This window comes from Streptomyces sp. NPDC107522 (assembly GCF_055657525.1).
The window spans coordinates 590,579-604,066 of record NZ_JBVKAU010000005.1 but is presented as its reverse complement, the minus strand read 5'-3'; the positions used below and the strand labels follow the sequence as shown (position 1 = coordinate 604,066).

14 protein-coding genes are annotated in these 13,488 nt (G+C 70.3%); 12 read left to right on the top strand and 2 right to left on the bottom strand.

Features of this window, described 5'->3' with window-relative positions:
- Window positions 1-231 precede the first annotated feature (231 nt).
- On the top strand, window positions 232-1,416 hold the full coding sequence (locus ACZ7L6_RS19910; RefSeq protein ID WP_471925557.1) for a winged helix DNA-binding domain-containing protein: 1,185 nt from the start codon (window positions 232-234) through the stop codon (window positions 1,414-1,416).
- A gap of 156 nt (window positions 1,417-1,572) precedes the next feature.
- On the opposite strand, the gene ACZ7L6_RS19905 is transcribed toward ACZ7L6_RS19910, so the two are convergent.
- Window positions 1,573-1,899: a hypothetical protein gene (locus ACZ7L6_RS19905; protein WP_471925555.1), complete on the bottom strand. Its 327-nt coding sequence runs from the start codon at window positions 1,897-1,899 to the stop codon at window positions 1,573-1,575.
- 231 nt (window positions 1,900-2,130) lie between these two features.
- Here ACZ7L6_RS19905 and ACZ7L6_RS19900 point away from each other — a divergent pair, with 231 nt between their 5' ends.
- From ACZ7L6_RS19900 to ACZ7L6_RS19855, 10 genes are all read left to right on the top strand, one after another.
- Entirely contained in the window at window positions 2,131-2,490 is a 360-nt protein-coding gene (locus ACZ7L6_RS19900) for an arsenate reductase family protein (protein ID WP_433039253.1), read from the top strand.
- 58 nt (window positions 2,491-2,548) lie between these two features.
- Complete coding sequence (locus tag ACZ7L6_RS19895) at window positions 2,549-3,388, top strand: hypothetical protein (protein WP_471925553.1); 840 nt, start codon at window positions 2,549-2,551, stop codon at window positions 3,386-3,388.
- Between the two features lie 96 nt (window positions 3,389-3,484).
- On the top strand, window positions 3,485-4,195 hold the full coding sequence (locus tag ACZ7L6_RS19890) for an RlpA-like double-psi beta-barrel domain-containing protein (protein ID WP_471925551.1): 711 nt from the start codon (window positions 3,485-3,487) through the stop codon (window positions 4,193-4,195).
- A 351-nt stretch (window positions 4,196-4,546) separates the two neighbouring features.
- A complete protein-coding gene (gene glnII / locus ACZ7L6_RS19885) occupies window positions 4,547-5,578 on the top strand; it encodes a glutamine synthetase (RefSeq protein WP_471925549.1) in 1,032 nt (343 codons plus the stop codon).
- Window positions 5,579-5,678: 100 nt separating this feature from the next.
- A complete protein-coding gene (locus tag ACZ7L6_RS19880; RefSeq protein ID WP_471925547.1) occupies window positions 5,679-6,602 on the top strand; it encodes a DUF6891 domain-containing protein in 924 nt (307 codons plus the stop codon).
- Window positions 6,603-6,872: 270 nt separating this feature from the next.
- On the top strand, window positions 6,873-7,433 hold the full coding sequence (locus ACZ7L6_RS19875; protein WP_471925545.1) for a winged helix-turn-helix domain-containing protein: 561 nt from the start codon (window positions 6,873-6,875) through the stop codon (window positions 7,431-7,433).
- An 84-nt stretch (window positions 7,434-7,517) separates the two neighbouring features.
- The gene (locus tag ACZ7L6_RS19870; protein WP_471925543.1) at window positions 7,518-8,546 is read left to right on the top strand and encodes an SDR family oxidoreductase; all 1,029 of its coding nucleotides are present in this window, start codon (window positions 7,518-7,520) and stop codon (window positions 8,544-8,546) included.
- A 53-nt stretch (window positions 8,547-8,599) separates the two neighbouring features.
- Window positions 8,600-9,865, top strand: a complete 1,266-nt coding sequence (locus tag ACZ7L6_RS19865; protein ID WP_471925719.1) for a sensor histidine kinase — start codon at window positions 8,600-8,602, stop codon at window positions 9,863-9,865.
- The gene (locus ACZ7L6_RS19860; RefSeq protein ID WP_398817120.1) at window positions 9,850-10,503 is read left to right on the top strand and encodes a LuxR C-terminal-related transcriptional regulator; all 654 of its coding nucleotides are present in this window, start codon (window positions 9,850-9,852) and stop codon (window positions 10,501-10,503) included. The genes ACZ7L6_RS19865 and ACZ7L6_RS19860 overlap by 16 nt, the downstream gene beginning before the upstream one ends.
- A 202-nt stretch (window positions 10,504-10,705) precedes the next feature.
- Window positions 10,706-12,274, top strand: coding sequence for a DUF1996 domain-containing protein (locus ACZ7L6_RS19855; protein ID WP_471925541.1), 1,569 nt, complete (start codon window positions 10,706-10,708; stop codon window positions 12,272-12,274).
- Between the two features lie 100 nt (window positions 12,275-12,374).
- Here the strand turns inward: ACZ7L6_RS19855 and ACZ7L6_RS19850 are convergent, their stop codons facing one another.
- Window positions 12,375-12,806, bottom strand: coding sequence for a hypothetical protein (locus ACZ7L6_RS19850; RefSeq protein ID WP_471925539.1), 432 nt, complete (start codon window positions 12,804-12,806; stop codon window positions 12,375-12,377).
- 100 nt (window positions 12,807-12,906) lie between these two features.
- Here ACZ7L6_RS19850 and ACZ7L6_RS19845 point away from each other — a divergent pair, with 100 nt between their 5' ends.
- A complete protein-coding gene (locus ACZ7L6_RS19845; protein ID WP_471925537.1) occupies window positions 12,907-13,434 on the top strand; it encodes a tetratricopeptide repeat protein in 528 nt (175 codons plus the stop codon).
- Window positions 13,435-13,488 lie beyond the last annotated feature (54 nt).

The window sequence follows — 13,488 nt, the reverse complement described above, 5'->3', positions numbered from 1 at the left end:
GCGGAAGACCCGACGATCGGATGACGGGACCCGTGGCCGCCTCGGCGGGGAGCGAGTGTCAGTGGCGTCCGGGAGGATGCGATCAGCGACGAGCGCCGTGCGAATGCCCGACCCGGCTATCGGCTGACGGAACCGCTGGTCGCCGCGACGGCGGGCCATTGTCAGTGGTGTCCGGGAGGATGCGGTCAGGGATGAGGCGACGGCGGGACGGTGGGACGGGTGGAGGCCGGGATGGGTGACGGGGTGCGGTACGTCGGGGTGGCGGAGCGGCGGGCTCGGTTGGGGTTGCGGCATCGGCTGGCCGGGGTGGCGCGGGCCGCCGGGCCGGTGGAGGTCGCCGAGTCGCTGGTCGCGTTGCACGGCAGCGATCCGGCGACCGTGTACCTGGCCGTGGGCGCGCGGCTGGCGGAGTCCGCGCAGACCGTCGCCCGGACCGAGCGGGCGCTGTACGAGGACCGGGCGCTGGTGCGCATGCACGGCATGCGGCACACGGTGTTCGTGTTCCCCACCGAGCTGACGGCCGTCGTTCACGCATCGACCGGCCTCGCGGTCGCCGCCCGGGAGCGGGCCTCGCTGGTCAAGGACATGGCGAAGGCGGGGGCGCCGGACGCGGCATGGCTGGCGGAGGTCGAGGAGTCGGCGGTGGCCGCGCTGGCCCGGCGCGGGCAGGCCACGGCGGCCGAACTCGCCGAGGAGGAGCCGCGGTTGCGTGAGCAGTTCGTGTACGCGGCCGGGAAGAGCTACGAGGGCGTGCACACCGTCTCGACGCGCCTGCTGCGGGTGCTGGGCGTCGAGGGGAAGGTGGTGCGGGGGCGGCCGCTGGGCTCCTGGACGTCCTCGCAGTTCCGGTGGGCGCCGGCCCCCGAGCACCCGGAGCTGGACGTGGCCGGGGCACAGGCGCAGCTGCTGCGGCGCTGGCTCGCGGTGTGCGGACCGGCGACGGAGGCCGACCTGAAGTGGTGGACGGGGTGGCGGGTCACCGAGGTCCGCCGGGCGCTCGCGGCGATCCACGCGCAGGCCGTGTCCCTCGACGAGGGGACGGGATACGTGGTCGACGACGACGTCGATCCGGTGGTTGAGCCCAAGGAGCCGTGGGCGGCGCTGCTGCCCGCTCTCGACCCCACGGCGATGGGATGGCAGCGGCGGGAGTGGTATCTGGCGCCGGAACTGTGGCCGTCGCTGTTCGACCGCAGCGGCAATGTGGGGCCGACGGTGTGGTGGAACGGGCGTGTGGTGGGCGGTTGGGCCCAGCGGCCGGACGGGGAGATCGTGTGGCGGCTGCTCGACTCCGAGGGCGTCGGGCGGGACGCGGAGGCGGCGATCGCTGCGGAGGCGGAGCGGTTGCGGGGGTGGGTGGGGTCGACGCGGGTGACGCCACGGTTCCGGACGCCGCTGGAGCGGGAGTTGTCGGGGTGAGGGGGCTTGCGGACCCCGGTCCAGTAGAACCAGCCCGTCCGGCGTTTGAGGACAAGGCCCCTTGAGGGCCGAAGCGGGGGTCTGGGGGCGGCAGCCCCCGGACAACGGCAACGACAACGCCGGGTGCCCAGTGACAGACGGCACCCGGCGCCACGGCTATCGCGAGTAACGCATGAACGCCCGCACCATGTGGCACGTCGTCTCCGACGGCGGATGAACCCCGATCATCTCGGCGGTGCTCCGTATCGTCTCGTTGCGCGCCTGGTTCGGCATGTAGACGCCCGAGTCGAGCAGTGCGATCGCAAGGCGCATGGCCTTGAGGCGGCGGTTGTGGGTCACGTACCACTCGCGCGGACGGCCCGGCGGCAGCGGCCGCTTCTCCACGGGCGCGTACGGCAGGTCCAGCAGGACCGGGTGCTTCGCGGTGGACTGGGTGGGCAGCGGCTTACGGGTCGGCTTCGGCTTCAGTGCGGCAGCGGGCACAGGCATCCTCCTGTCGCGGTCAGGGCGCTCGCCGGAGACTTCGGCGTCTTCGGCGATTCCCTCGAACACTGCTCCCAGTTTACCGGCCCCCACTGACAATCAGGGAGCCCGCGAGGCCCAGCAAATATCCAGGTGAGAAAGGTATTTGGCGCCCTGTCACACCAGCTCCGCCAGGTACGCGTGAGGCGGCGTCAAAATCGAACAACGCCCCCACGGGCTAACGTGTGCGGCATGGAAATCTGGATCAACCCGGCCTGCTCCAAGTGCCGCAGCGCGCTCACGCTCCTCGACGCCGAGGGCGCCGACTACACCGTCCGCCGCTACCTGGAGGAGGTGCCCACCGAGGACGAGATCCGGGACGTACTCGAACGGCTCGGACTAGAACCCTGGGACATCACGCGCACCCAGGAGGCCGCCGCCAAGGAGCTGGGGCTCAAGGAGTGGGCGCGGGACGCCTCGGAACGCGACCGTTGGATCAAGGCTCTCGCCGAGCACCCGAAGCTCATCCAGCGCCCCATCATCACCGCCGATGACGGCACGGCGGTCGTCGCCCGCACCGAGGAGGCCGTACGGGACGCTCTGTCCCGGTAGTTGAGGGTTTGTCGGGCGGCGGGTGCCGGGGCGGTGCGCGGTGTTACCCTCCGCCGCCATGAGCTTCGGTGATCAAGGAATGCCGTACGGGCAGCAGCCCCCTCCGTACGTGCCCTACGGGCAGCAGCCCGACCCGCACGCCCAGTGGGTGGCCGAGCAGGAGCGGATACGCCGACGACGGCGGACCCGGCGCGCGGTGGCCGCCGGGACGGGCGTCGTCCTCGTCGCGGCCATCGCCGCCGGTGCGGCCATGTACAGGGGCGGGGACGGCGACCCCGAGGCGAGCTCACCGGCCCCGACGGCCGTGTCCGACACACCCGTTCCCACCGTCGACGTCAACATGCCCTCCGACGCGCCGACCGCTCTCCCGTCCCTGCTCGCACGGCCCGTGATCCGCCCGGAGCAGGCGTTTCCCCAGAAGAGCGTGCGCCTGAAGGACGGCTCCCGTTACACGCGCGTGGACCTGGCGACGACCACGGACTGCACCCGCGGAATGTCGTCGCAGCTGGCCGAGCTGATCGAACAGGGCGAGCCCTGCTCCAGACTGACCGCCGCCCTGTTCACGGACGCCGACCGGCGTTCGCAGGTGACCGTCACCGTGCTGAGCTTCGCGCGCGTCGAGGACGCCTCCCGGGTGTTCATGATGGCCTCGATGGACCCGGTGACGTATCAGGTGGTCTCGCTCGACCCACCCCCGGAGGCGGGGCTGCCGACCGTGCCGCCCGGCTCCGCGGGGGTCTTCCGCCGGGTGATGACCGTCCGCTCGGTGGTGTTCGCCAACGGACAGTGGGGCGACGGCGCGGAGACCGAGGAGGCCGCGATCACCCGGCAGACCGAGGGCCTTCTGTCGTACGTCAACGACACGGTGGCGGCGTACGAGGAGGGAAAGGACGTGTGACGCAGGTTACTTAAGTGACTCCTGTAACCGCTGAGTAACTTCGTTCGGTATCTCGTACATACCGGCGTACGCTCCCCTACCTCTCAGGAGGCGCGCATGTCGCGTAGGAGAAGTCTCAGCACGAAGAAGAAGCTCGCGTTGTTCGTGACCGCGGCGGCGGTGGCGGGCGGTGGGGCCTTCGCCATGGCGAGCACCTCGAACGCCTCGCAGAGTCCGAAGACCCTGTCGGCCGCGGACTCGAGCGTCTGCCAGGGTCTCGCCACCGCTCTCGGCAACAACCAGAAGTTCATCGACGGCCAGAAGGCCAATCCCGACGCACAGTCGCAGGCGCGGATCGCCAACCGCGAGGCCGTCATCGAGCAGATCAAGAAGCAGCAGGAAGCGTCCGGGTGCGCGGTTGGGGAGTCGGCTCAGGGCTCCCAGGCTTCGCAGCCGGCGCAGGGTGGTCAGCAGGCGGGACAGCAGGGCGGCGAGCAGGCTGGCGAGCAGGCCGGGGGTGCCGCGCCGTCGCAGAGCGCGTCCGCGGGAAACGAGGCCGGCGGCGGTGCCGCGGCTTCCGGCCAGCAGGTCTGCAACGGGTCCACCGTGACGCTCTCCGGTGAGGGCGGGGCTCCTGCCGCGTCCAGCAACCAGTTCCCGGCCGGGACGAAGCTGAAGGTCACCAACCTGGACAACAACAAGTCCACGACGGTGGAGGTCACGTCCGTCTCCGGCAGCTGTGTGCTGCTCAACAACGCCGCCTTCGAGCAGGTGCGGGAGCCCGGCAAGTTCCTGATCCGCCGCGCGGTGATCGAGAAGGTGGGGTGATGGCGGGGTAACCACGCCGTACGTGTCATGAGGTCCTGCCGCCCGCGGCCACGGGCGGCAGGACCGACGCGTTCCCTCGCGGACACATTCCCGTCGCCGGCCCATTCCCATCGCATACGAGCCACCGGACCGCACTGCCCCGCGGCGCCGGATGTCGCCGTATCGACTTTGTACGGCCGCTCACAGCGTGAGTCGCGCCACACCACCACCAGGTAACACGGGGTTCACATTCGAGCAATGACCGGGAAATCGCCTGTTGACAGGCTCGCGGGCATCAAGAGCGGCGCCTCAGTGCCGCAGCGCCGCAGCACCCGCAAGTGCGCCTAGACCCACCCCCGAAGGATGTGGCCCGTGACCTTCAAGGCTGAGTACATCTGGATCGACGGCACCGAGCCGACGGCCAAGCTGCGTTCCAAGACCAAGATCATCGCGGGCGAGCCCGCCGGTCTGGACGCCCTGCCGATCTGGGGCTTCGACGGGTCCTCCACCAACCAGGCCGAGGGCCACGCCTCGGACTGTGTGCTCAAGCCGGTCTTCACCTGCCCGGACCCGATCCGCGGCGGCGACGACGTGCTCGTGCTGTGCGAGGTCCTGAACATCGACCTCACCCCGCACGCCACCAACACCCGTGCCGCGCTCGTCGAGGTGGCGGAGAAGTTCGCCGCCCAGGAGCCGATCTTCGGCATCGAGCAGGAGTACACCTTCTTCCAGGACGGCTACCCGCTCGGATTCCCCAAGGGCGGCTTCCCGGCCCCGCAGGGCGGCTACTACTGCGGTGTCGGCGCCGACGAGATCTTCGGCCGTGAGGTCGTCGAGGCCCACCTGGACAACTGCCTCGCCGCCGGTCTCGGCCTCTCCGGCATCAACGCCGAGGTCATGCCCGGCCAGTGGGAGTTCCAGGTCGGCCCGCTGGCCCCGCTGGAGGTCTCCGACCAGCTGTGGATCGCCCGCTGGCTGCTGTACCGCACCGCCGAGGACTTCGGCGTCTCCGCGACGCTGGACCCGAAGCCGGTGAAGGGCGACTGGAACGGCGCCGGTGCGCACACCAACTTCTCCACGAAGGCGATGCGCGAGGGCTACGACGCGATCATCACCGCGTGCGAGTCGCTCGGTGAGGGCTCCAAGCCGCTCGACCACGTCAAGAACTACGGCGCCGGCATCGACGACCGCCTGACCGGTCTGCACGAGACCGCCCCGTGGAACGAGTACTCCTACGGTGTCTCCAACCGTGGCGCCTCGGTCCGTATCCCGTGGCAGGTCGAGAAGGACGGCAAGGGCTACATCGAGGACCGCCGTCCGAACGCCAACGTCGACCCGTACGTCGTGACGCGTCTGCTCGTCGACACCTGCTGCTCCGCGCTGGAGAAGGCCGGCCAGGTCTGATCCGCCCAGGGCTCCTTGAAGGGGGCGTCCACCGGTCCGGTGGGCGCCCCCTTCGCCGTGCGGCGACGGCATTGTCAGTGGGGCGTGTCATCGTGGGGGCATGGAGATCAACGGGGGCCGTCTCGCCGTCAAGGTCGAGACGGAGTACGGCGAGACGTATGTGCGGATGCCCGAGGAGCAGCTGCGGGAGCTGGTGCTGCGGCTCGGGGAGCCCGGGGACCGCTGGCTGGTGGCACAGCGGATACCGGACCTGCCCGATGTGTTCGCGCAGGTGTGGCACGAGGAGGGCGGGGACTACCGCCTGGAGCACCGGCTGGGCGAGGACGGCTTCCACGGCACGGATCTCACCGACGCCGCACAGGTCGCGGCGCTCATGAGCGGCTGGGCACGGCAGGACCCGGGCTGGGATGCGGGCGTGTCGTGGGAGCCGATCGACCTGGGCCCCGAGGAGGAAGTGCCCGAGCTGCCGGAGGGCATACGGGAGAAGGTCGAGGAACGCGTCAGGGTGCGGCTGCGCTGCGGGTACGACAGCCGCAAGGAGCTCGCCGACATCGCCGAGGACTTCCTCGTCGAGGGGGACGAGCGACCGGTGTCCAAGGCTCAGGCGTGGCAGCTCGTGGACCGGCTGTGGCTGGAGCGGCTCGGCGAGCAGGAGGCGTGGGAGGGCGTCACCGATCCGGAGCGGCTCACCAGCGCCTTCGACGCGCTGGAAACCGTCGGCATCACCGCCCGGGAGAACTTCACCTGTTGCCGAGGCTGCGGCATGGCGGAGATCGGTGCGGAACGCGAGGACGCGCGGGGGTTCGTCTTCTTCCACCAGCAGGGCACGGAGCACGCCGCCGACGGGTACGGACTCAGCCTGTACTACGGCGGGTTCGACGGCTCCGAGGAGACCACCACCGCCGTCGGGCACGAGGTCGTCGCCGCGCTCGCCGGTGCCGGGCTGTCCACGGAGTGGGACGGTTCCCCGGGCAAAGCGATCAACGTCACGCCGTTGACCTGGGAGAAACGGCTGGAAGGATGAGACGAAGGGTCCCCTCCGGGGCGGGGGTCTGCTTCAATGGGGGCATGGCCAGCTTCCAGAAGTACTCCGCGACAGGTCGCCATGACCTCGAGCCCTTCTGGCCTTCCCGTCAGCACCACGACTTCGACCGGGTGTGTTGCCGCGCGGTGAACGCGCGGGCCCTGTAAAGCCGTACCCTCCCGGCCTCCGGCCAGCGCGAAAACGACGTACGTCTTCCCACGTCCACGTCCGGCATCCAACGGACTTCTCGCGCGAAAGAGCTGACCTCTCATGGCGACCACTCGTCCTCTCTCCACCGCCGCCACGCTCAACTCCCCCGCCCCTAACGGTTCACGGCATCATCTGCGTGCCGTGGACCGGGACGAGGTGATCGACGTCGCGGGCCTCCTGCCGCCGGGTGCCACCTGGCTGCCCGCTCCCCAGCACTCCCTGCCCACGCTGCCGGGGCAGCCGCCGATGATCGGCTACCTGGTGCTCGTCCCGGCCGACCAGCAGCCGCCGGTGCAGGTCCCGGGCCCGGCCCGTGACACCGTCGGCGACCCGCTCGTCACCGTCGACACCGTGCGGCGCACCGCCGCGGTCGACGGGCGTGAACTCGACCTGACCTACCTGGAGTTCGAGCTGCTCGCCCATCTGGTGGCCAACCCGCACCGGGTGCACACGCGCGACCAGCTGGTCACCACGGTGTGGGGGTACGGGCATGTGGGCGACGGCCGTACCGTCGACGTCCACATCGCCCGGCTGCGCCGCAAGCTGGGCGCCGAGCACCGGGAGACGATCCGGACCGTGCGGCGGGTGGGGTACAAGTACGCCCCGCCGACCGGGCGCTGACCGGCCCGGCCGCGCTCTCGTACCCCTTCTGCCGACGGCAGAGTCCTGTTCCGTCCCGCGCCCGCACCAGGCAGAGTCGGTGGCATGAGACTTCTGGTGCTGGGTGGTACGGAGTTCGCGGGGCGGGCCGTCGTGGAGGCGGCGCTCGGGCGCGGCTGGGACGTGACAGTCTTCAACCGGGGGCGGCACGAGCCCCCCGCCGGGGTGCGGTTGCTGCAGGGTGACCGCACCGCGGCCGACGGGCTCGCCGCTCTCGCCGAGGACCCCGGCGCGTGGGACGCCGTCGTCGACACCTGGTCGGCGGCGCCCTACGCGGTGCGGGACGCGGCGCGGCTGCTGCGGGGCCGCGCCGGACGGTATGTGTACGTGTCGAGCTGCTCGGTGTACGCGTGGGCACCGCCCGCCGGGTACGCCGAGGACGCGCCGCTGGTCGAGGGCGCCGAGGCCGGTGCCGACCACACCGACTACCTGCGCGACAAGCGGGGCGGCGAGCTGGCCGCGGTCGAGGAGTTCGGGGCGGAGCACTCGGTGCTCGTGCGGGCGGGGCTGCTCCTCGGCCCGTACGAGAACGTGGGCCGGCTGCCCTGGTGGCTGACCCGGATCGCGCGCGGCGGGCCGGTGCTGGCGCCGGGCCCGCGTGATCTCGCCCTCCAGTACGTCGACATCCGCGACCTCGCGGAGTGGATCCTGGGCGCGGTGGAGCAGGAGCTGAGCGGGCCGTACAACCTGATGAGTCCCCAAGGGCACACCACCATGGGCGAGTTGCTGGACGCCTGCGTGGCCACCGTCGGCGGTACCGCCGAGCTGCGCTGGACCGAACCCGAGGTGATCCTGGACGCGGGCATCGAGCCATGGACCCAGCTGCCGGTGTGGGTGCCGCCGGGCAGCGACATGCACGACGCCCTGCACGCCGCGGACGTCTCCAGGGCCGTCGCGACCGGGCTGCGCTGCCGGCCGGTCGAGGAGACCGTCGCCGACACCTGGCGGTGGCTCCAGGACATCGGCGGTACGGCACCCATGCGGCCGGACCGGACGCCGAAGGGGCTCGATGCGGAGGTGGAGGCGAAGGTCCTCGCGGCGACCGGGCAGGGTGTACCTGACACCACCCCCTGATCCGGGGGCCCGGCCCCGTGACCGCCGTCGCTCTCCTCGACGAGACTGACGACATGGACACCAACACGAAGACGGGCAGGCAGGGTTCACGCGCGAAGGGCATCGTACTCGCTGCCGTACGGGGGCTCGTGCTGGCCGTGGCGATGCTGCCCGTCTCGGTGCTGTGCTTCACGCTGGCCCTCGTCTCCATCGCGCTCGTCCCGATCGGCGTCGGCATCGTCACGACCCCCTGGATCCTGGGCGGCGTGCGGCACTTCGCGGACGTGCGCCGCAGGCTCGCGGCCGAGTGGTGCGGTGTGCGGATCCCGTCGGCGTACCGGCCGATGCCCCCGGACGCCAACCCGTGGGCGCGCACCTTCGGGATGCTCCGCGACCCGCAGACCTGGCGGGACGTGCTGTGGCTGCCCGTCGACATGACGGCGGGCTTCGTCACCGCGCTGCTGCCGGCGGCCCTGCTCTTCTATCCGCTGGAGGGTTTCGCGATCGCGGCCGGACTGTGGCGGGTCTTCCCCGACGGGTACTGGTACGGGTTCGTGCCGGTCACCGGGCAGGCGTCCGCGCTCGGCGCCGCCGCGCTGGCCCTCGTCCTGCTCTTCTTCGCCCACTTCTTCACCCCGCGCCTGCTCGAGGCCCACTTCCGCCTCACCCGCGCCGTCCTCGGCTCCGACCAGGGCGAACTGGCAGAGCGGGTACGGGTGTTGACCGAGACCCGACGTGACGCCGTCGACACCTCCGCCGCCGAACTGCGCCGTATCGAACGCGACCTGCACGACGGGGCACAGGCCCGCCTGGTCGCGATGGGCATGGACCTGGGCACCGTCGAGATGCTGCTCGACAAGGACCCCGAGCAGGCCAGGCAGCTGCTCGCGCAGGCCCGCAAGTCCTCCGCCGACGCCCTCGCCGAGCTGCGCGACCTCGTGCGCGGCATCCATCCGCCCGTGCTCGCCGAGCGCGGACTGGGCGACGCCGTAAGGGCGTTGGCGCTGCGGCTGCCGGTCGCGACCGAGGTGAGCGTGGAGCTGCCCGGGCGGGCGGAGGCGCCCGTGGAGTCGGCGGCGTACTTCGCGGTCAGCGAGGTGCTCACCAACGCCGTCAAGCACTCCGGTGCCGACCGGATCTGGGTCGACCTGCATCACAGTGACGGCATGCTGCGTGCGACGGTCACCGACAACGGCAAGGGCGGCGCGGTGATCGGAGCCGGTTCGGGCCTGGCCGGAGTCGAGCGGCGACTGGGTACATTCGACGGCGTCCTGGCCGTCAGCAGCCCCGCGGGCGGTCCCACCATGGTCACCATGGAGATCCCTTGCGCGTTGTCCTAGCCGAAGACCTGTTCCTGCTGCGCGACGGACTCGTCCGGCTCCTTCAGGCCTACGACTTCGAGATCGCCGCGGCCGTCGAGACCGGCCCCGAGCTGTCCCGCGCGCTGGCCGAGCTGGAGCCGGACGTCGCCGTCGTCGACGTACGCCTGCCGCCGACGCACACCGACGAGGGGCTGCAGTGCGCTTTGGAGGCCCGCCGGAAGAAGCCCGGGCTGCCGGTGCTGGTGCTCTCGCAGCACGTGGAGCAGCTGTACGCGCGGGAGTTGCTGGCCGACGGCAGCGGCGGGGTGGGGTATCTGCTGAAGGACCGGGTGTTCGACGCGGACCAGTTCGTGGACGCCGTACGGCGGGTCGCGGCGGGCGGTACGGCGATGGACCCGCAGGTGATCCAGCAGCTGCTGAGCCGGCGTGCGGCCGACGACCAGCCGCTGGCGCGGCTCACCCCCCGCGAGACGGAGGTGCTGGAGCTGATGGCGCAGGGGCGGTCGAACGTGGCGATCGCGGAACGGCTCGTCGTCACGGAACGGGCGATCGCGAAACACACCGCCAATATCTTCGCCAAACTGGGCCTGGAGGTGTCGGACGACGACAACCGTCGCGTGCTGGCTGTTCTCGCGTATCTCGACCACGGCCGGTGAAACCGGACCCGCGCATTCACCCGCCGTGCGGGATCAACAACTCGCGGTATTTCAGAGGCTGTTGAGAACACAGCGTTCTCACGAATCTCTCAACAATTTCCGAGACGGCTGAACACCCCTGGGACGCCCTCCGTATGAGAGGGAGCCGCTTCACTCCTGTCGGGCGCCTCGATGCCCCGAAAAAGGAAGTCAGAGGAGTTCCATGGGACGCAACACACGAAAACGCCGTACGCCGCTGGCCACCAAGGCCATAGCCGCATCGGCGGCCCTAGCGCTCGGTGGGGGCGGGCTTGTCTGGGCCAACTTCTATGCTTCGGCACACGAGGACCAGTCCGGGTGGAACCGGACGAAGTCCGCGGGCGCCCAGGTCGCCACGATCGACTGCCCGGACGTCGGCCAGCAGCTGACGAACGTGCCGCGAAGCGCGCGCAAGGGCGTCGCCAAGGAGCTGGCGCTGCTGGACCGGCAGATCACGGAGGCGTACAAGCGTCTCGCGGACACGCGCCAGGCCCAGGCAGGGGACGCCGGCTTCGTCAACAACGCGATCCTCGGTCCGCTGAAGTCCAAGCGGACGGCCACACTCGACCGGATCGGCATCAACATCCGGCGCGTGGGAGGAACCGCGCCGGGTGGGCTCGACCAGCTGGCCGAGTGCAAGGGCGTCCCGGCCGACCAGCCGGAGACCAACGACGGCAACGCCGGCGACGGTCAGAACCAGGACGGCCAGGACCAGAACCAGGATGGTCAGGACCAGAACCAAGACGGTCAGGACCAGAACCAGGACGGTCAGGACGGCCAGGACCAGGGTCAGGACCAGGGCAACGGCGGCCAGGCCGGCAACGGCCCGTCGGCGGACGACTTCGTGGACATCACCCAGGTCCAGGGCAACGCCCAGCTGGGCGTGGGGGCGAACGGGCTCCCCGCGAACGGGGACTCCGGTTCGACGGGCAGCTTCACCACGAACTGCGGCACCAACGAGAACGAGAACCGCAACTCGGACAACGTGATCGTCGCCCCCGGTGTCAGCAACGGTGCCCAGCACCAGCACGACTACGTCGGCAACCAGGCCAACAACGCCTTCGCGAGCGACGAGGACCTGGCCAACGGCGACACCACCTGCCAGAACCAGGGCGACAGGTCGTCGTACTTCTGGCCGGTGCTGCGCGTGCAGGACGGTCAGAACGACATCGACGCCAACGCCCCCGGCGGCGGTCAGGACGGCAACGTCGGCACGATCATCCAGGCCAGCGAGGCGGAGCTGAAGTTCGTCGGCAACAAGACGAGCGACGTCGTCGCGATGCCGGAGGCCCTGCGCATCATCACCGGTGACGCCAAGTCCTTCGTCAACGGCAACAACAACGCCAACGCGAACTGGAGCTGCACCGGCTTCGAGGACAAGGTGCAGTTGCACGACAAGTACCCGATCTGCCCCGAGGGCAGCTCGGTGGTCCGCACCAGCAACTTCCAGAGCTGCTGGGACGGTCAGAACATCGACAGCGCCAACCACCGCACCCACGTGGCGTTCGTCCAGGCCGACGGCACCTGCGCCAACGGCTTCCAGGCGATCCCGCAGCTCCAGGTGCGTCTGGTCTACGACGTTCCGGCCCCGACCATCGAGAACGGACAGGTCCAGAACGCCTTCGCGGTGGACTCCTTCCCGGACCAGCTGCACAAGGCGATCACCGACCACAACGACTTCATCAACTTCTTCGACGAGAACACGATGAACCAGGTGGTCGACTGCATCAACAGCGGCCAGGACTGCCAGTAGTCGTGAGCCGGTAGGAACAGCGGAAAGCCGGCGGTGGGATTTCCCACCGCCGGCTTTCCGCTGCCTTTTCTTCGGTCAGATCAGGTCAGGTCCGGTCCGGTCAGCCGTGGTGGCTGCCGCTGTTGTGACTGCCGCCGGGATTCATGTGCTCCGATCCCTCTTCCATGGTCCCGCCGAGCGTGTTCTGCAGCGCCGTGACCGTCTTCTCCTGGCCGACGGCGACCCACTTGCGGCCGACCAGGTAGTAGCCGCCGTAGTCCTTCGCGCCGTTCAGCCACTCGCGCTGGCCGCGGTCGGTGGCGAACGTGGCGAGGACGAACTTGCCGTCGGTGTTCTTGCAGAGGGCCTGCCGGATCTCGTCGGCGTCCGTCTGCATGTTCGGCTTGCACTTCACCTCGGCCGCCAGGTGCTCCAGGCTGCCGGTGGCGGTCTCGGGCACGGCGGCCTTCTCGTCGCCGCCTGAGCCGCAGCCCGACAGTGCCAGTACCGCCACGGCACCGGCCGCCGCGAGCATCGGTCGGGTCACCTTCATCTGTCCTCCCTGCGAAGAGCCTCCCCCTCCATACGGCTCCGGTGTGCGGAGCGCTCAAAATACCGGGGGCGCTCGAACGGGCGTATGCCACAGTGTGCCGGTGAACCGAGACTGGGAAGATCGCGTGACCGCCGCCTGGGCCACATTCGACGACTACGCCGAGACCGAGGCGGCCGACTTCCGGGCGGTGATCGACACCCTCGTCGCCGAGCTGCCCGACGACAGCCCCCTGGGCCCCTTCGAGCGGGCCTGCGCCTGGGACTCGACGGGGCACTCGGACAAGGCCGTCCCGCTGTACCGGGAGGCCCTGCGGCTCGGCCTCGACGGCTACAAGAAGCGGCGCGCCAAGATCCAGCTGTCCAGCTCGCTGAGGAACATCGGGCAGGCCGAGGAGGGCGTCAAGCTGCTGACGCCCGAACTTGACGCGCCCTCGGACGAGCTGGACGACGCGGTGCGGGCGACGCTGGCGCTGTGCCTGTCGAGCCTTGGGCGGGACCGTGAGGGGTTGTCCCTGGTATTGGGTGCCCTCGCGCCGCATCTGCCTCGTTATCAGCGCTCCATGGCGAACTACGCTCGTCTGTTGGTGAGCGCTTCGGAGGAAGAGCCGCCGCAGAAAGAGCCGCGATAGGCCGTCTGGCGTCTGCAGGTACGTTGTGGCTGGTCGCGCAGTTCCCCGCGCCCC

Bases quoted from the DNA above. Each gene is read 5' to 3' on its own strand.
- ACZ7L6_RS19895 (WP_471925553.1), top strand. From the start codon at position 2,549: ATGAGCTTCGGTGATCAAGGAATGCCGTACGGGCAGCAGCCCCCTCCG.
- ACZ7L6_RS19850 (WP_471925539.1), bottom strand. From the start codon at position 12,806: ATGAAGGTGACCCGACCGATGCTCGCGGCGGCCGGTGCCGTGGCGGTA.
- ACZ7L6_RS19880 (WP_471925547.1), top strand. From the start codon at position 5,679: ATGGAGATCAACGGGGGCCGTCTCGCCGTCAAGGTCGAGACGGAGTAC.
- ACZ7L6_RS19855 (WP_471925541.1), top strand. From the start codon at position 10,706: ATGGGACGCAACACACGAAAACGCCGTACGCCGCTGGCCACCAAGGCC.
- ACZ7L6_RS19865 (WP_471925719.1), top strand. From the start codon at position 8,600: ATGGACACCAACACGAAGACGGGCAGGCAGGGTTCACGCGCGAAGGGC.
- ACZ7L6_RS19870 (WP_471925543.1), top strand. From the start codon at position 7,518: ATGAGACTTCTGGTGCTGGGTGGTACGGAGTTCGCGGGGCGGGCCGTC.
- ACZ7L6_RS19900 (WP_433039253.1), top strand. From the start codon at position 2,131: ATGGAAATCTGGATCAACCCGGCCTGCTCCAAGTGCCGCAGCGCGCTC.
- ACZ7L6_RS19890 (WP_471925551.1), top strand. From the start codon at position 3,485: ATGTCGCGTAGGAGAAGTCTCAGCACGAAGAAGAAGCTCGCGTTGTTC.
- ACZ7L6_RS19910 (WP_471925557.1), top strand. From the start codon at position 232: ATGGGTGACGGGGTGCGGTACGTCGGGGTGGCGGAGCGGCGGGCTCGG.
- ACZ7L6_RS19875 (WP_471925545.1), top strand. From the start codon at position 6,873: ATGGCGACCACTCGTCCTCTCTCCACCGCCGCCACGCTCAACTCCCCC.